The sequence below is a fragment of the Phycicoccus sp. Root563 genome, from assembly GCF_001427915.1.
In the GTDB taxonomy this organism is placed as follows: domain Bacteria; phylum Actinomycetota; class Actinomycetes; order Actinomycetales; family Dermatophilaceae; genus Pedococcus.
Genome location: NZ_LMGM01000001.1, coordinates 149324 through 165540, shown reverse-complemented (window position 1 = coordinate 165540; position 16217 = coordinate 149324). Strand labels below are relative to the sequence as shown.

The 16217-nt window shown below is 72.2% G+C and carries 16 protein-coding genes; 2 read left to right on the top strand and 14 right to left on the bottom strand.

The window, feature by feature from the left end:
* The first annotated feature begins 11 nt into the window (after positions 1–11).
* Both ASD62_RS00750 and pgl read left to right on the top strand, forming a co-directional pair.
* On the top strand, positions 12–1238 hold the full coding sequence (locus tag ASD62_RS00750) for a glucose-6-phosphate dehydrogenase assembly protein OpcA (protein WP_056914324.1): 1227 nt from the start codon (positions 12–14) through the stop codon (positions 1236–1238).
* Positions 1235–1987 carry a 6-phosphogluconolactonase gene (gene pgl / locus ASD62_RS00745; protein ID WP_056914323.1) on the top strand — a complete coding sequence of 251 codons (753 nt, stop codon included), beginning with the start codon at positions 1235–1237 and terminating at the stop codon, positions 1985–1987. The genes ASD62_RS00750 and pgl overlap by 4 nt, the downstream gene beginning before the upstream one ends.
* A gap of 10 nt (positions 1988–1997) precedes the next feature.
* On the opposite strand, the gene ASD62_RS00740 is transcribed toward pgl, so the two are convergent.
* The 14 genes from ASD62_RS00740 to ASD62_RS00675 form a co-directional block, all read right to left on the bottom strand.
* Complete coding sequence (locus ASD62_RS00740) at positions 1998–2711, bottom strand: glycosyltransferase family 2 protein (RefSeq protein ID WP_235530594.1); 714 nt, start codon at positions 2709–2711, stop codon at positions 1998–2000.
* The gene (locus ASD62_RS00735; protein WP_056914322.1) at positions 2708–4198 is read right to left on the bottom strand and encodes a bifunctional PIG-L family deacetylase/class I SAM-dependent methyltransferase; all 1491 of its coding nucleotides are present in this window, start codon (positions 4196–4198) and stop codon (positions 2708–2710) included. Before ASD62_RS00735 ends, ASD62_RS00740 begins: the two co-directional genes overlap by 4 nt.
* Positions 4195–5319 carry an acyl-CoA dehydrogenase family protein gene (locus ASD62_RS00730; protein WP_157581174.1) on the bottom strand — a complete coding sequence of 375 codons (1125 nt, stop codon included), beginning with the start codon at positions 5317–5319 and terminating at the stop codon, positions 4195–4197. The genes ASD62_RS00735 and ASD62_RS00730 overlap by 4 nt, the downstream gene beginning before the upstream one ends.
* A 243-nt stretch (positions 5320–5562) precedes the next feature.
* Positions 5563–5913, bottom strand: a complete 351-nt coding sequence (locus tag ASD62_RS00725) for an RNA polymerase-binding protein RbpA (RefSeq protein WP_082553092.1) — start codon at positions 5911–5913, stop codon at positions 5563–5565.
* Positions 5914–5934: 21 nt separating this feature from the next.
* Positions 5935–6180, bottom strand: a complete 246-nt coding sequence (gene secG / locus ASD62_RS00720; RefSeq protein WP_056914320.1) for a preprotein translocase subunit SecG — start codon at positions 6178–6180, stop codon at positions 5935–5937.
* 136 nt (positions 6181–6316) lie between these two features.
* The gene (gene tpiA, locus ASD62_RS00715) at positions 6317–7123 is read right to left on the bottom strand and encodes a triose-phosphate isomerase (protein ID WP_056914319.1); all 807 of its coding nucleotides are present in this window, start codon (positions 7121–7123) and stop codon (positions 6317–6319) included.
* Positions 7123–8370: a phosphoglycerate kinase gene (pgk, locus tag ASD62_RS00710; RefSeq protein ID WP_056914318.1), complete on the bottom strand. Its 1248-nt coding sequence runs from the start codon at positions 8368–8370 to the stop codon at positions 7123–7125. The genes tpiA and pgk overlap by 1 nt, the downstream gene beginning before the upstream one ends.
* A gap of 3 nt (positions 8371–8373) precedes the next feature.
* Positions 8374–9378 (bottom strand): type I glyceraldehyde-3-phosphate dehydrogenase, encoded by a 1005-nt coding sequence (gene gap, locus ASD62_RS00705; RefSeq protein ID WP_056914317.1) that lies wholly within the window; start codon positions 9376–9378, stop codon positions 8374–8376.
* A gap of 164 nt (positions 9379–9542) precedes the next feature.
* A complete protein-coding gene (locus ASD62_RS00700) occupies positions 9543–10715 on the bottom strand; it encodes a nucleotide sugar dehydrogenase (RefSeq protein WP_056914316.1) in 1173 nt (390 codons plus the stop codon).
* A complete protein-coding gene (gene whiA / locus ASD62_RS00695; RefSeq protein WP_056914315.1) occupies positions 10712–11692 on the bottom strand; it encodes a DNA-binding protein WhiA in 981 nt (326 codons plus the stop codon). The genes ASD62_RS00700 and whiA overlap by 4 nt, the downstream gene beginning before the upstream one ends.
* A 96-nt stretch (positions 11693–11788) precedes the next feature.
* The gene (yvcK, locus tag ASD62_RS00690; RefSeq protein ID WP_056914314.1) at positions 11789–12724 is read right to left on the bottom strand and encodes a uridine diphosphate-N-acetylglucosamine-binding protein YvcK; all 936 of its coding nucleotides are present in this window, start codon (positions 12722–12724) and stop codon (positions 11789–11791) included.
* Positions 12721–13641, bottom strand: coding sequence for an RNase adapter RapZ (gene rapZ / locus ASD62_RS00685; protein WP_056914313.1), 921 nt, complete (start codon positions 13639–13641; stop codon positions 12721–12723). Before rapZ ends, yvcK begins: the two co-directional genes overlap by 4 nt.
* The gene (gene uvrC / locus ASD62_RS00680) at positions 13638–15620 is read right to left on the bottom strand and encodes an excinuclease ABC subunit UvrC (RefSeq protein ID WP_056914312.1); all 1983 of its coding nucleotides are present in this window, start codon (positions 15618–15620) and stop codon (positions 13638–13640) included. The genes rapZ and uvrC overlap by 4 nt, the downstream gene beginning before the upstream one ends.
* Before the next feature lie 95 nt (positions 15621–15715).
* Positions 15716–16195: a Rieske (2Fe-2S) protein gene (locus tag ASD62_RS00675; protein ID WP_082580491.1), complete on the bottom strand. Its 480-nt coding sequence runs from the start codon at positions 16193–16195 to the stop codon at positions 15716–15718.
* Positions 16196–16217 lie beyond the last annotated feature (22 nt).

Here is a 16217-nt window from a genome sequence, read left to right as displayed (position 1 = left end):
CGGGGACCCCGGTGATCATCGACCTGCCCAGCACCTCGACCGTGGCGATCAGCAAGAAGCTGGTGGCCCTGCGCCAGGACACCGGCGCCATGGCCCTCGGCCGCGTGCTCACCCTGATCATCGTCGTCGACGAGCAGGACGCGGACGAGGCCATCGAGGCCGCCAACGACGCGAGCCGGCAGCACCCCTGCCGCATCATCGCCGTCGTCATCGGCAACAAGCGCAGCGCCTCACGCATCGACGCCCAGATCCGGGTCGGTGGTGACGCCGGCGCCAGCGAGGTCGTCGTGGCCCGCCTCTACGGTCCGCTGGCCGACCACGGCCGCAGCGTGGTGACGCCCCTGCTGCTGCCCGACTCCCCGGTCGTGGCCTGGTGGCCGCGCGAGGCCCCGGCCAACGTGTCCAAGGACCCGATCGGCTCGATGGCCCAGCGCCGCGTCACCGATGCCGCGGAGGCCAAGAACCCGCGCAACGCCCTGCTCAACCGCGCGGCGACGTACGCCGGTGGCGACACCGACCTGTCGTGGACGCGCGTCACCCTGTGGCGCGGCCTGCTCGCGGCGGCGCTGGACCAGCGTCCGTTCGAGCCGGTCACCGAGGCCACCGTGACCGGTGGCAGCGACTCCCCCTCGACCGACCTGCTCGCCGGGTGGCTCGCGCAGACGTTGCGCTGCAAGGTGACTCGCGCTCGCAGCCGCGCTGGTACGGGCATGATCAGCGTCCGTCTCGACCGCAAGAGCGGCCCGGTCGACCTGGTCCGCCCCGACGGCACGGTGGCCACGTTGAGCCAGCCCGGTCAGCCGGTGCGGCGCATCACCCTCGCCCGTCGCGCCACGGCCGAGTGCCTCGCCGACGAGCTGCGTCGCCTCGACCCGGACGACATCTACGAGGAGACCATCCGCAAGGGCCTTCCCCGCGTCGGCCGCAAGGGTGTCACCGCCAGCGAGGCCATCCGCGAGGGCGAGGCCCCGTCCACCGAGGAGGCCGCGGCCGAGGCTCGCAAGCTGTCGCGCGCCCACAGGACCGGCAGCTCGGCGATGGTCCAGGCACCCGACCCCGAGCAGAAGCCGAGCACCACGGCCACGGTGAAGAAGGCTGCCGCGCGCAAGCTCGACAAGGCCAAGGCCGCCCGGACCGCTCCTGCCACGAAGTCGGCGGCGCAGAAGGCAGGGGCGCAGAAGGCAAGGGCGCAGAAGGCAGGGGCGAAGAAGGCCGCACCCAGGAAGGCGGACTCGTGACGGGCGAACCGGTCGTCCTGGTCCACGCGACCAAGCAGCTGCTGTCCGACGCGTCGGCGGCGCGGCTCATCACCGCCCTCGTCGACGCCCAGACGGCCCGCGGTGAGGCGCACGTCGTCCTCACCGGCGGGACCATGGGTTCGGCGATCCTCGCGTCCGTGGCGGCCAGTGCGGCGCGCGACGCCGTGGACTGGGCGAACCTGCACGTGTGGTGGGGCGACGAACGCTTCCTGCCGGCCGGCGACGCCGACCGCAACGAGACGCAGAACCGGGAGGCGCTGCTCGATGCCGTCCCCCTCGACCCGGCCAAGGTCCACGCCATGCCGGGCCCGGACGGCCCCGACGGTGACGACGTGGCTGCGGCCGCGCAGCGGTATGCCGCCGAGCTGGCGGCCGCCGCGGGCGACGGCGCCCCGTCTCCGACGTTCGACGTGCTGCTGCTCGGGGTCGGCCCCGAAGCGCACGTCGCCTCCCTCTTCCCCGGTCACCCCGACCAGCTGACGAGCGGGGTGGCTGCTGCTCCCGTGCACGACTCGCCCAAGCCGCCACCGACGCGGATCACCCTGACGTTCGAGGCCCTGGCCCGGGCGGACCGGACCTGGTTCATCGTCGCGGGTGCCGACAAGGCGCATGCGGTCAAGGTCTCGGTCGCCGGGGCTGCGCCGGCGCAGTCCTCCGCGGCCCAGGTCAAGGGGCGTCAGGAGACGCTGTGGCTGCTCGACGCCGAGGCGGCCTCCGAGCTGTCCTGAGCCGTCCGGCTCACGGCACGACGACGGCTGGGTCCGATTCGGCGGCCAGGTCGCGCAGGTAGGTCCCGAACCCTCCCCGGGCGCGGCCGTCGAGGCGTCCTGACGTCCGCACCCGGGTGGCGTCCGTCGCGACCCAGGCTGCGCCGGTCGCCTTGACCGCCTCGCTGAGCAGGACGTCCTCGTGCAGGGCGACGGCAGGGAAGCCGCCGACCTCGAGGTACCGCGAGGCCCGTACCCCGAGGTTGGCTCCGTGCACGTGCGGGTGGCCCTCGCCGAGCCGGTGGCGCTGTCGCCACCGGCCGAGCAGGCCGTCGTCGACGAGCTCGGGCTCCACGGTGCCGAGGACGAGGTCGGCCCCGCCCTCGGCGAGCTCGACCTGCGCCGTGAGCCAGTGCGGGGGCACGACGCTGTCCGCGTCCGTGCTCGCCAGCCAGACCTCGCGGGGGTCGGTGGCGTCGCGCAGCGCGTCCGCGGCACCGCCGGCCCGGGCCGTGCCGACGCGCCCTGCGGACGAGTCGAGGCTCCGGACCCACGGGTGCCGCGCCACCACCTCGGCCGAGCCGTCGGTGCAGCGGTCCAGCACGACGAGGACGGTCACCGCAACATGGGGGCGCACGGCATGGAGCGCGCCGACAGCGCGCTCCAGCGACCGCAGGCAGTCGGGCAGCACGAGCTCCTCGTCGCGGGCCGGCACCACGACGACCACCGAGGTCAGGGCGGTCACGTCAGGCCCTCCGCGGTCGCCGGCGTCCGCCAGGACCCGGCGGCCAGCACGTCGACCCGGAAGTCCTCCTCCACGTGGCTGACGACGACCTCCAGCCCCGGCAGCGCCACGGCAGCCGCGTGCACGTCGTCGCCGTCGAGCGGCCAGCCACTCACGGGGTGACGCCAGTGGCACAGCAGGACGAGCCCGTCCTCGGCCAGCGACGCGACGACCAGGCCCAGCGCCCGGTGCAGCTCGTCGGCGTCCCAGAAGTACCCGATCTCCGACAGCACGACCAGGTCGAACGTGCCCGGCGGCCACTCCTGCGGGGCGCGCAGCTGGGCGACAGTCACCATCGGGTCACCGTCCAGGCGTTGCCGGGCGCGCTGCACCGCTTCGGCGCTGAGGTCGGTGGCGAGCACGGTGGCTGCACGGGCTGCGAGCTCAGCCGTGAGCACCCCGGTGGAGCAGCCCACCTCGAGGACCCGCCCCAGGTCGGCCCTGGGGAGCACAGCCAAGGTGACGGCACGCTTGCGGCGTTCGTACCATCTCGACTCGAACCCCCACGGGTCGTCGGACTCCTCGAACATCGCGTCGAAGACGGCGTCCTGCGCGCCGGCCGGGCCGCCGGACGCCGTGCGTGTCTGCGTGGGCTGCGTCCGCGTGGGCTCCGTCCGGGTGCGCTGCACAGGCAAGGACTCGTTCACCGGCGCGGCAACTCCCCGGTCAGGCAGCGTCCGCACGAACACCTCGTGGGGGCGGGCGAACCTGGCCAGGACGTGCGCCGGGAGAAGGACCTCGTCACCGGGCTGGTCCGACAGCGGCGCGACCTGGGACACGTGGGCGCGCTGGGCGACCTCGCGGCCGGTCCGGGCCGCCGGGTCGAGGGTCAGCCGCACGAGGTCCGTGCCCGCCAGGTCGTCCCGGGTCCCCCAGTGCCACAGCCAGATCGGGTACTCGAGGAGGGTCGCCCCTGCCGCGGCAGCCACACGGGCGGCGACCTCCCCGGCAGCCTCGTGGTCGGGGTGGCCGTCATGGCGACTGGGCGCCACGACCACGGTGTCCGCACCGACCAGGTCGGTCAACGCCTCCGTGAGGCCCGTCCGGTGCTGCCCGAGCTCCCCGTCGGGAAGGCGCAGCAGGACCAGGGTGGCGCCGGGGGCGACGGCTGCCACCGCCCCAGCGACCTCACGCTCACGGATGCCGGCCAGCCGTTCGGCGGTGTGGGTGGGTGAGGCGGGGTGCGACCCCTCCCCCGACGTGGCGACCACCACCGTGGTCGGACGTCCCAGCGCGGAGGCGGCGGCCAGGAGCCCTGCCGCTGCCAGGGACTCGTCGTCCGGGTGCGCCGACAGCACCACCACGTCGACCCCTGCGGGAAGCAGCTCGACGGCCGTGACCGGTGCCGCTGCCTCCTGCATGGCCGCGGTCCAGTGCTCCTCGGGGGTGCCCGGTGCGTTCGGGTCGAACCCGTCCGCCGGTCGCGTGTCCTGCGGGGAGGCCGTCACGCCGAGCCACCCGACTGCGCCCGGTCCGGCGTCCGGTCCGGCGCGCCATCCGGGTCCGTACCCACCCAGTGGGGTGATGCCTGCCGGCCCAGGGCCGCGTCGTCACGCTCGGCGTGGTGCTGGCGCAGGTAGACGGTCAGGTCGGCGACTCGAGCGGCGTGCGCCTCGTCGGAGGTGAGCGGGCCGGGACCGAGGGCGTGCCCGACCCGCACCATCACGTCCTCCGCGGCCGACGCCACCACCGCGCGGACCCGGGAGGCCAGCAGCGCACCCGCCGCACCGTCGGCCTGCCCGGCGTCCACCGCAGCGGCGGCCTCCGCCAGGACGGCTCGGGCGGCGTGCAGCCTCGCGTCGACCGCTCCGAGGTGCATGTGGGCCACCTGGTCGGGCTCACGTCGCGCCCCGGCCGCAGCGAGGGTGCGCGCGAGGCCGACGGCCGCGCCATACCAGCAGGCGGCCACCCCCATACCGCCCCAGGCGAAGCCGGGTCGCGTGAGGTACCAGTCGTCCTCGCCGACGGGGGTGGCGGGCACCCCGTCGTAGTGCGTGGCCACGGAGACGAGGTCGACCAGGCCCCGCGAGACCCAGCCACGCGGGTCGTCGTGCGTTGCGCCGGGGTGGTGCAGGTCCACGACGAACGCCCGGCGGGTCGTCTCCGAGGTGTGGGCCGTGACGACCGCGTGGTCGAGGTGCTGGGCCAGCGAGCACCACGGCTTGGTTCCGTCGAGCCGCCATCCGCCGTCGCCGTTCGGGGTCGCCTCGAGGCGGGCGCCGGGGGCGTGCGCGGCCCACACCCCCCACGTCGTGGCGGCAGCGGAGACCACGACGGCTGCCTGGTCGAGGATGGCCAGGGCGTCCAGGTGGGGCTCGGCGACACGGGCGACGGTGAGGTCGACACAGGCCAGTGACGCCAGGACCTCCCACAGCCGGGCCGTGTCCCCGTGCCCGGGCAACGGGGTGTCCGCGAGATCGGGCAGGAGCGCCAGGGCCGCCGGGACGTCGCCCGCCGCGCGTCGGGCCCTGTCGAGCAGGGACGTCTCGTCGTGGCCGCTCGGGGTGCCCGCAGGACGGGGTCCGAGCGGGACCCAGCGTAGGGCGGGACCGGGGGGCTGGGGAGCCACGGAGCACTCTCCTCGGGTGGGGCAGGCGTGAGGGGCGGCGGTGGTCGTCCGCCCACGTGGTGTGTGCCCCGGTCGCAGCCGGCTCAAACCTGCGGGGAGTCCGGATCTGCTGCTTGCCGAGGCTCCGGCGGACCCGGTCCTGCTGCGCCCGATCCTTCGGCCCGCAGCTGACGCAGCCCCCGACCTGCGCGAAGGGCGCCGCGGACCGTGGTCCGCGGCGCCCTTCGGCGCAGGTGCGTCGTGCTACTGGATGAGCTTGCGGTCGCGCAGCGTGGCCAGGGCCTCGTCGAGGATGGCCTTGCCGTCGGCGTCCGAACGACGTTCCTTCACGTAGGCCAGGTGCGTCTTGTACGGCTCCACCTTCGGCGGGGCCGGGGGGTTCGCCTCGTCCTGGCCGGCGGGGAACCCGCAGCGCGGGCAGTCCCAGGTCTCGGGGACGACGAGCCCGGGCTCCTCGGCGAAGCTGGGACGGATCTGGTGGCCGTTGGCGCACCAGTAGGAGACGAAGACTCGGGGAGCTGCGTCGCCGCGCTCCGCCTCGCCCATGGGTCCGGCGCCGACTCGGCTGCCTCGGATTGCGTTGCCACCTGCCATGTTGGAGTGCTTCCTTTCGGGTCAGGCGGAGAAGCGGTCGATGAGACCGATGCCGACGATGCAGGCGAACCAGATGACGCCGACCGCGACCGTGAAGCGGTCGAGGTTGCGCTCGGCCACGGACGAGGAACCCAGCGACGTGGACATGCCACCACCGAACATGTCGGACAGGCCGCCACCCTTGCCCTTGTGCAGCAGGATCAGCAAGGTCAGGATCAGACCACCGATGACCAGCAGGACCTGCAGGCCAATGCGTACGGCTTCCACGGTTCACCCATCTTCGTCGACAACAGTTCGCCACCGTAAAGGCAGCAGCGGTCAGGATACCTGCTTGCCGCGCCGGGCTGAACCGACCGCGCCGAACCGCCCGACCGAACTCCTGCCGCGCCGGTCGGCGCGGGGGTCAGCTCGTCTTGTTGTGGTCGCGGTACCGGCAGATCGAGGAGAACTCCTCCGGCACGATCGAGGCCCCACCGACGAGGGCGCCGTCGACGTCCTCCTGGGCCATGATGGCCGCGACGTTGTTGGCCTTGACCGACCCGCCGTAGAGCACGCGCACCGCGTCGGCGAGGTCACCGGAGTAGAGCTCGGCGAGCTTGGTCCGGATCGCCGCACACACCTCCTGGGCGTCCTCGGGCGTCGCCACCTCACCCGTGCCGATGGCCCAGACCGGCTCGTACGCGATGACGACCGACCTGGCCTGCTCGGCCGTGACGCCGGCGAGGCCGGCCTCGACCTGGGCGAGGACGTGGGCGACGTGCTCGCCGGCCTGGCGCACCTCGAGGCCCTCGCCGACGCAGAAGATCGGCGCCAGGCCGTGCTTGTAGGCCATCTTCACCTTGGTGTTGACGACCTCGTCGCTCTCGGCGTGGTACTCGCGCCGCTCGCTGTGCCCGACCGTCACGTAGGTGCAGCCGAGCTTCGCCAGGAACGCCCCGGAGATCTCGCCGGTGTACGCGCCCGGGTCGTGCGCGGACAGGTCCTGTGCGCCGTGGCGCAGCTCGAGCCGGTCACCGTCGATCAGGGTCTGCACCGAGCGCAGGTCGGTGAACGGCGGGAGGACGACGACCTCGACGGCCTTGAAGTCGTGCCGGCCGTCGCGCAGGGTCCAGTCGAGCTTCTGCACGAGGTGGGTGGCCTGCAGGTGGTCGAGGTTCATCTTCCAGTTGCCCGCCATGAGCGGCGTGCGTCCGGAGGTCTTGGCTGCCATCAGGCGGGGTCCTTGGTGGTGTCGGGCTCGGTCTGGTGGTCGGGTCCGGTCTCGTCGAGGACCGTGAGCCCCGGGAGCTCCTTGCCCTCGAGGTACTCCAGGCTCGCGCCACCGCCGGTGGAGATGTGGCCGAACTGCGCGTCCTCGAACCCGAGCTGGCGCACGGCGGCCGCGGAGTCGCCACCGCCGACGACGGTGAGGGCACCCTTCTCGGTGACCTCGACCAGAGCCTTGGCCACGGCGGCCGTGCCCGCGGCATACGGCTCCATCTCGAACGCGCCCATCGGGCCGTTCCAGAACACGGTCCGGCAGTCCTTGAGCTTCTCGGCGAAGAGGACTCCGGACTCCGGTCCGATGTCGAGCCCCATCCGGTCCGCCGGTATGGCGCCGGCCGGCACCACGTCGTGCTCGGCATCCGCCGAGAACTCCGTCGCGGCGACGATGTCAACGGGGAGGACGATCTCGACGCCGCGCTCCTTGGCCTGCTCGATGTAGCCGCGGACGACGTCGAGCTGGTCGGCCTCGAGGAGGCTCTTGCCCACCTCGTAGTCCTGGGCGGCGAGGAAGGTGAACACCATGCCGCCGCCGATGAGGAGGCGGTCTGCGGTCTGGAGCAGGTTGTCGATCACCCCGAGCTTGTCGGAGACCTTCGCACCGCCGAGCACCACGGCATACGGGCGCTCGGGGTCCTCGGTGAGGCGCTTGAGGACACCCACCTCGGTCTCGACGAGGCCACCCACCGCGGACGGCAGCAGACGGGCCACGTCGTAGACGCTGGCCTGCTTGCGGTGCACCACCCCGAACCCGTCGGAGACGAAGGCCTCGGCCAACCCGGCGAGCTGACCCGCGAACTCGGCGCGCTCCTCGTCGGTCTTGGCCGTCTCCCCCGCGTTGAAGCGAAGGTTCTCCAGCAGGACGACGTCGCCGTCCTGCGCGGCGTCGACCGCCGACCGGGCGCTCTCCCCCACCGTGTCGGTGGCGAAGGTGACGCCGCGACCGAGGAGCTCGCCGAGGCGTGCCGCCACCGGCGCCAGGGAGTACCGGTCCTCGGGCGCTCCCTTGGGCCGCCCGAGGTGGGCGCACACGATGACGCGTGCGCCTGCCTCGGACAGGGCCTTGATCGTCGGGACGGACGCACGGATGCGGCCGTCGTCGGTGATCTGTGCGCCGTCCAGCGGCACGTTGAGGTCAGACCGGACGAGGACGCGCTTTCCGCGCAGGTCGCCCAGCTCGGAGATCGACCTCATGCGTCAGAGGGACTTGCCGACGAGGGTGACGAGGTCCGCGAGGCGGTTGGAGTAGCCCCACTCGTTGTCGTACCAGCCGATGACCTTGACCTGGTTGCCGATCACCTTGGTGAGGCCCGCGTCGAAGATGCAGGAGGCGGGGTCGGTCTCGATGTCCTTGGAGACGATCGGGTCCTCGGTGTAGACGAGGACACCCTTGAGGGGGCCTTCGGCAGCCTTCTTGATGGCGGCGTTGACCTCTTCGGCGGTGGTGTCGCGGCCGGCCTCGAAGGTGAGGTCGGTGGCCGAGCCGGTGGCGATCGGCACGCGCAGGGCGAAGCCGTCGAGCTTGCCCTTGAGCTCCGGGAGGACCAGGCCGATGGCCTTGGCGGCACCGGTCGACGTCGGGACGATGTTGAGGGCGGCGGCACGGGCCCGACGCAGGTCCTTGTGCGGGGCGTCCTGGAGGTTCTGGTCCTGGGTGTACGCGTGGATCGTGGTCATGAGGCCCTTGACGATGCCGAACTCGTCGTTGAGGACCTTGGCCATCGGGCCCAGGCAGTTCGTCGTGCAGGACGCGTTGGAGATGATGGTGTGCTTCGAGGCGTCGTAGTCGCCGTCGTTGACACCCATGACGATCGTGATGTCCTCGTTGGAGGCCGGCGCGGAGATGATGACCTTCTTGGCGCCACCGTCGATGTGGGCCTTGGCCTTGGTCGCGTCGGTGAAGAAGCCGGTCGACTCGACGACGATGTCGGCGCCCACTGCGGCCCAGTCGATCTTGGCGGGGTCGCGCTCCTCGAAGACGCGGAAGGTCTTGCCACCAGCGGTGATCGAGGTGTCGTCGTAGGTCACCTCACCCGGGAAGCGACCGAGGATGGAGTCGTACTTGAGCAGGTGGGCGAGCGTCTTGTTGTCCATCAGGTCGTTGGTGGCCACGACCTCGATGTCGGCTCCCGACGCCACGACGGCGCGGAAGAAGTTGCGACCGATGCGGCCGAAGCCGTTGATTCCTACGCGAACAGTCACTGTGCCAAGTCCTTCTCAGGTGGGGACGGTGTGCCGCGTGACGCGGCACGAGGAGTCGCTCCCGACCCTATTGGATGGTGGTCCCACGCCGACAGGACGGTCCGGTGTACGGGCCGGTAACCTCCGGGCAACCTGACGGTGACGCAGGCACGCGCCGGGGCGAGCTACTGGTCGCCGCCGAAGAGGTCGCGCGTGTAGATCTTGTCGGCGACGTCGGCCAGCTCGGCGACCACGCGGTTCGCCACGATCACGTCCGCCTCGGCCTTGAACTCCGCGAGGTCACGGACCACGCGCGACCCGAAGAAGTGGTCATCGGCGATGGCCGGTTCGAAGACGATGACCTCGACGCCCTTGGCCTTGATCCGCTTCATGATCCCCTGCACGCTGCTGGACCGGTAGTTGTCGGACTCGGCCTTCATGATGAGCCGGTGGATCCCGACGACCTGCGGACGCCTCGACAGGATGTCCTGCGCGACGAAGTCCTTGCGCGTGGCGTTCGCGTGGACGATCGCCTCGATGAGGCTCTGGGGGACGTTCTGGTAGTTGGCGAGCAGCTGCTTGGTGTCCTTGGGCAGGCAGTACCCGCCGTACCCGAAGGACGGGTTGTTGTAGTGGCTGCCGATGCGAGGGTCCAGCCCCACGCCGTCGATGATCTGCCGGCTGTCGAGGCCGTGGGTGGCCGCGAAGGTGTCCAGCTCGTTGAAGAAGGCCACCCGCATCGCGAGGAAGGTGTTGGCGAACAGCTTGATCGCCTCGGCCTCGGTGCTGTCGGTCAGCAGCACCGGGACGTCGTCGGGCAGGGCCGCCTCGCTGAGGAGGTCGGCGAACCGCTGGGCCCGGTCGCTGCGCTCGCCCATGACGATCCGGGACGGGTGCAGCAGGTCCCACAGGGCCTTGCCCTCGCGGAGGAACTCGGGGCTGAAGACCACCGAGTCGAGCCCCAGGCGGTCGGACACGTCGCGGGTGAACCCGACGGGCACGGTCGACTTCACGACGAGGGTGGCCTGCGGGTTGTGGGCCGCGGCGTCCTTGAGCACGGACTCGACCGACGACGTGTTGAAGTAGTTGGTCTCGGGGTCGTAGTCGGTCGGTGTCGCGACGACGACGAACTCGGCGCCGGCGTAGGCCAGGGCCGGGTCCGTGGTGAACGTCAGGTCGAGGTCCTCGGACGCCAGGGCGGCCTCGATCTCGCTGTCGTGGATGGGGCTGCGACGTTCCTGCAGGCCCGCGATGCGACCGGCGTCGATGTCGAGGGCGACGACCGGGTGCCGGCGGGACAGCAGCACGGCGATGGACAGGCCGACGTACCCCGTGCCGACGACGGCGATCTGTGTCATGCGTCCAGCATGTCAGGCGTGAGGTTGGCGTCCGTGCCGGGGACGCCGAGGTCCTGCGCCCGCTTGTCGGCCATCGCCAGCAGCCGTCGGATCCGCCCGGCCACCGCGTCCTTGGTCATCGGCGGCTGCGCCAGCTGGCCGAGCTCCTCCAGGGAGGCCTGCTTGTGCTGCAGCCGCAGCTCACCGGCCTCGCGGAGGTGGTCGGGGATCTCCTCGCCGAGGATCTCCATGGCACGGTGCACCCGCGCCCCGGCCGCGACGGCCGCGCGGGCCGAGCGGCGCAGGTTCGCGTCGTCGAAGTTGGCCAGGCGGTTGGCCGTGGCCCGCACCTCACGCCGCATCCGGCGCTCCTCCCACGCGAGCACCGCCTCGTGGGCACCGAGCCGGGTCAGCATCGCGCCGATGGCGTCGCCGTCGCGGATGACCACACGGTCCACCCCACGGACCTCACGGGCCTTCGCCTGGATGCCGAGGCGGCGCGCGGCACCGACGAGCGCCAGGGCGGCCTCCGGGCCGGGGCAGGTGATCTCGAGGGCAGAGGAGCGCCCGGGCTCGGTCAGGGAGCCATGGGCGATGAACGCGCCACGCCAGGCCGCCTCGGCGTCGCACGCCGAGGCGCTGACCACCTTCGGCGGCAGACCCCGGACGGGACGACCCCGCGCATCGATCAGGCCGGTCTGGCGAGCCAGGGCCTCACCGTCCTGCACGACCCGCACGACGTAACGGCTGCCCTTGCGCAGGCCTCCGGCAGCGAGCACGAGCACCTCGGACGGGTGGCCGTAGAGGTCGCCGATGTTCTTGCGGAGCCGTCGGGCGGCGTTGGCCGTGTCGAGCTCGGCCTCGACGACGATGCGGCCTCCGACGATGTGCAGCCCGCCCGCGAACCTCAGGGTCGCCGCCACCTCCGACTTGCGGCAGCACGGTTTCGTGACGTCGAGCCTGCTCAGTTCGTCCTTGACCCGCGCCGTCATCGCCATGCCGTCATCCTGCCATCTCGCCGTGGTGCTTCGGTGGGGTCCGTGGGCCCCGCTCGGTCGGTCCTGCTCCCGGGTGCTCGCCCGGTCGGGGTGTCGTCACCCGAAGATGTCACGGTACGCCGCGGCGAGTCGCAGGGAGTCATGGTGCCCCGGTGCACTGCGCTGGGCGACCGCCGCCACGACGACCTCCGCACCGAGCCGCGCCGCCGCCTCGCGCAGCTGGTCCTCGTCGTCGACCGCACCCGGGTCGGCGAGCACGACGTCGAGCCGCAGTCGGGGGGCGTGGTCGGCCAGCGCGTCGACCTGGCGGGCGCAGGAGAACCCGGCGGTCTCGCCCGAGTGCTCGAGGTTCAGGGTCAGCAACCGCCTGGCCGCCGTGTCGTGGAGGGCGTCACGCAACGCCGGCACCATGAGGTGGGGCATGACCGAGGTGAACCACGAACCGGGGCCGAGGATGACCCAGTCCGCCTCACGGACCGCGTCGATCGTCTCGGCCGCCGACGGGGGGTCGGCGGGCTCGAGCGCGATGCTGCGCACCTGACCGCGGGTGCTGGCGACCGCGACCTGGCCGCGGACCGTGTCGACGCGCTCCGGGTCGGCCGGGTCCGTGCCCGCGATCTGGGCGGTGATCTCCAGCGGGACGGCCGCCATCGGCAGCACCCGCCCCCGCGCGTTGAGCAGCCGCCCGACGAGGTCGAGCCCGGTCACGGGGTCGTGGTGCAGGTCCCACAGCGCGGCGATGAGCAGGTTCCCGAGGGCGTGGCCGGCGAGTGGCCCGTCGCCCCGGAACCGGTGCTGCAGCACGTCGCGCCAGGTGTGGCCCCACTCGGTGTCGTCGCACAGCGCCGTGAGGGCCATCCGCAGGTCACCGGGCGGGAGCACGTCGAACTCGTCGCGCAACCGTCCCGATGAGCCACCGTTGTCCGCGACGGTCACGACGGCCGTGATCTCGTCGCAGACCAGCTTGAGGGCCTCGAGTGAGGCTGCCAGGCCGTGCCCGCCCCCGAGGGCGACGACCGCGGGACCCGTCATTCCTGCCCCAGGTCCCGGTGGACGACGAAGGTCGCCACGTCGTCGCTGGCCAACCGGGTCCGGAGCGCCTCGGCCACGGCGACCGAGCGGTGCTTGCCGCCCGTGCACCCGACGGCGACGGTGGCGTACCGCCGTCCCTCGCGGACGTAGCCTGCCACGACCGGCTCCATGAGGGCGCCCACCCGCTCGACGAACTCGCCCGCGCCCTCCTGTCCGAGCACGAACTCCGACACCGGGGCGTCCTGACCGGTGAAGTTGCGCAGCTCGGGGATCCAGAACGGGTTGGGCAGGAAGCGCATGTCGAAGACGAAGTCGGCGTCGAGAGGGACGCCGTACTTGAACCCGAACGACATCACCGCGAGCCGGACCTTCGGGCCGGACCCGCCGTCGGCGAAGACGGGGTGCACCTTCTTCGCGAGCTGGTGGACGTTCAGCCCGGACGTGTCGATGACGACGTCCGCGACGGCGCGCAGGTCGGCCAGCATCTCGCGCTCACGGACGATGCCGTCGAGCAGGCGGCCGTCCCCCTGGAGCGGGTGCGGGCGCCGCACCGACTCGAACCGGCGCACCAGGGCCTCGTCGGTGGCATCGAGGAAGACCAGGTTGGGGTGCCAGTCCCGCAGTCGCAGCTCGTTGAGCGCGGTCTGCAGGTGGGCGAAGAACCCGCGGGCCCGCACGTCGACGACGGCCGCGATCCTCGGCAGCTCCGCGCTGCGGCCCACGCCGCTGGCGAGGTCGGCGAGGGAGACCAGCAGGTGCGGGGGCAGGTTGTCGACGACGTACCAGCCGGAGTCCTCGAGGACGTTGGCCGTGGTGGAGCGACCGGCCCCGCTCATGCCGGTGACGATGACGAGCTCGGGTCGGGACGGGGTCGCCTCGTCCGGTTCGTCGGGGCCTGTCCCTGCCGCGCTGGTCACTGCCCTGCTCCGTCCTCGTCGATGATCTCGCCCGTCATCAGGTTGACGGCCGGAGTGCCCGACCCCTGCGAGGCCAACTCTGCCGCAATCGTGGCCGCCAGCGCAGGCCCGATGCCAGAAACCTCGGTGAGCTCCTCGGCGGTCGCCGCCCGGATCTTCTTGACCGACCCGAAGTGCCGCAGCAGGGCCTTGCGCCGGGTCTCCCCCAGTCCGGGTATGGCGTCGAGCACGCTGGCGGTCATTGCCTTGGACCGGCGCTGCCGGTGGAAGGTGATCGCGAAGCGGTGCGCCTCGTCGCGCAGCCGTTGCAGGAGGTACAACCCCTCGCTGGTGCGCGGCAGGATGACGGGGTAGTCCTGGCCCGGCACCCACACCTCCTCCAGCCGCTTGGCCAGGCCCACGACCGCGATGTCGTCGATGCCCAGGGCCGTCAGCGCCGCCTTGGCCGCGTTGACCTGGGGCAGACCACCGTCCACGACGACGAGGTTGGGCGGGTAGGCGAAACGCTTGGGCCTGCCCGTGTCGGGGTCGATCCGCTCCGGACCTGCCTCGGGGTCGGGCCCGAGCTCGAGGTCCGCGGACTGGTCGCGCTCCTCGAGGTAGCGGCTGAACCGTCGGGTCAGCACCTCGTCCATGGCTGCGGTGTCGTCCACCTGCTCGCCACGGATGACGAACCGGCGGTACTCGCTCTTGCGGGCCAGGCCGTCCTCGAAGACGACCATCGACCCGACCACCTGGGAGCCCTGGATGTGGCTGATGTCGTAGCACTCGATCCGCAGCGGTGCGTCGGTCAGGTCGAGGGTCTCCTGCAGCTGCTGCAGGGCCACGCTGCGGGCCGTGAGGTCACCGGCCCGGGCCAGCTTGTGGCGGGCCAGGGACTGCTTGGCGTTGCGGTGCACGGTCTCGAGCAGGGTGCGCTTGTCCCCGCGCTGCGGCACGCGCAGGTCCACGTTGGAGCCCCGCAGCGCACCGAGCCACAGCGACACCGCCTCCGGGTCGTCCGGCAGGACGGGGACGAGCACCTCGCGCGGCACCCCCTCACCCGACTCCCCGCCATACACCTGCTGGAGGAGGTGACCGACGATCTCGGGGACGGTCTCGGCGTCCATCTCGGCCACCCAGCCGCGCTGGCCGCGCACCCGTCCGCCGCGGACGTGGAAGACCTGGACGGCGACCTCGAGGCCGTCGTCCTCGAGGGCGAAGACGTCGGCGTCGGTGCCGTCACCGAGGACGACAGCCGACTTCTCGAGCGCCTTGCCGAGGGCGACCAGGTCGTCGCGCAGCCGGGCCGCCTGCTCGAACTCGAGCTCCTTGGACGCGGCGGCCATGTCGCGCTCGAGCCGCTTCACGAACCGTGAGGTGTTGCCGGCCATGAAGTCGCAGAAGTCCTCGGCGATGGCCCGGTGCTCCTCCGGGCTGACCCGGCCGACGCAGGGCGCCGAGCACTTGTCGATGTAGCCGAGCAGGCACGGGCGGCCGACCTGGCCGGCCCGCTTGAACACGCCGGACGAGCAGGTGCGCACCGGGAAGACCCGCAGCAGCAGGTCGAGCGTCTCGCGGATGGCCCACGCGTGGGCGTAGGGGCCGAAGTACCGGGTGCCCTTGCGCTTGGCACCGCGCATCACCTGCGCGCGGGGGAACTCCTCCCCCATCGTCACCGCGAGGTAGGGGTAGGACTTGTCGTCGCGGTACTTGACGTTGAACCGCGGGTCGAACTCCTTGATCCAGGAGTACTCGAGCTGCAGGGCCTCGACCTCGGTGGAGACGACGGTCCACTCGACACTGGCCGCGGTGGTGACCATCGTCGCGGTCCGCGGGTGCAGGGCGGACAGGTCCTGGAAGTACGAGGACAGCCGCGGGCGCAGGGACTTGGCCTTGCCGACGTAGATGACCCGCCGGGCCGAGTCGCGGAACCGGTAGACCCCCGGGTCGACGGGGATCTCCCCCGGCGCAGGACGGTAGGTCGTCGGATCAGCCACGGTCCCACTCTATGGAGCGGCACCGACGCCGCCCACGTCGAGGGGTGTGCCCCGCGGGCCTGCGGAGCACACCCCCGGCCGACGCCGTTGTCGGCTCAGGTGACGGAGATCCCGTCACCGCTCACGGTGACCTTCTTCTCCGGCAGCGGCGACGAGGCGGGCCCGTTCTTCACGGCACCCGTGGTGATGTCGAACTTGCTGCCGTGGCACGCGCAGTTGATCGTGCCGTCCGAGACGTCCGCGACCACGCAGGACTGGTGGGTGCAGACGGCGCTGAACGCCTTGAACTCACCGGAGGCGGGCTGGGTCACGACGAGCTTCTGGTCGGCGAACACCTTGCCACCGCCCACGGGGATGGTCGCCTTGGAGATGGCGTCCTTGACGGCGCCGGCCGCCGCGTCCGAGGCGCTGCTGACGGCCGTGTTGGCGGCGTCCTGGGCCGAGCCGCAGCCGGCCAGGGCCACCGCACCGACCCCGGCACCGGCGGACGCCAGGACCACCCGGCGGCTGGGGCGCGGGACCGAGGCATCGTGGGCAGGCGGGGCGGTGGTGGGCTGGTCGTCGAGGTGGGTCATGGGTACGCCTTTCGGTGGGATG

Bases quoted from the DNA above. Each gene is read 5' to 3' on its own strand.
- ASD62_RS00725 (WP_082553092.1), bottom strand. From the start codon at position 5,913: ATGGCAGGTGGCAACGCAATCCGAGGCAGCCGAGTCGGCGCCGGACCC.
- tpiA (WP_056914319.1), bottom strand. From the start codon at position 7,123: ATGGCAGCCAAGACCTCCGGACGCACGCCGCTCATGGCGGGCAACTGG.
- pgk (WP_056914318.1), bottom strand. From the start codon at position 8,370: ATGAGGTCGATCTCCGAGCTGGGCGACCTGCGCGGAAAGCGCGTCCTC.
- ASD62_RS00700 (WP_056914316.1), bottom strand. From the start codon at position 10,715: ATGACACAGATCGCCGTCGTCGGCACGGGGTACGTCGGCCTGTCCATC.
- whiA (WP_056914315.1), bottom strand. From the start codon at position 11,692: ATGGCGATGACGGCGCGGGTCAAGGACGAACTGAGCAGGCTCGACGTC.
- yvcK (WP_056914314.1), bottom strand. From the start codon at position 12,724: ATGACGGGTCCCGCGGTCGTCGCCCTCGGGGGCGGGCACGGCCTGGCA.
- ASD62_RS00675 (WP_082580491.1), bottom strand. From the start codon at position 16,195: ATGACCCACCTCGACGACCAGCCCACCACCGCCCCGCCTGCCCACGAT.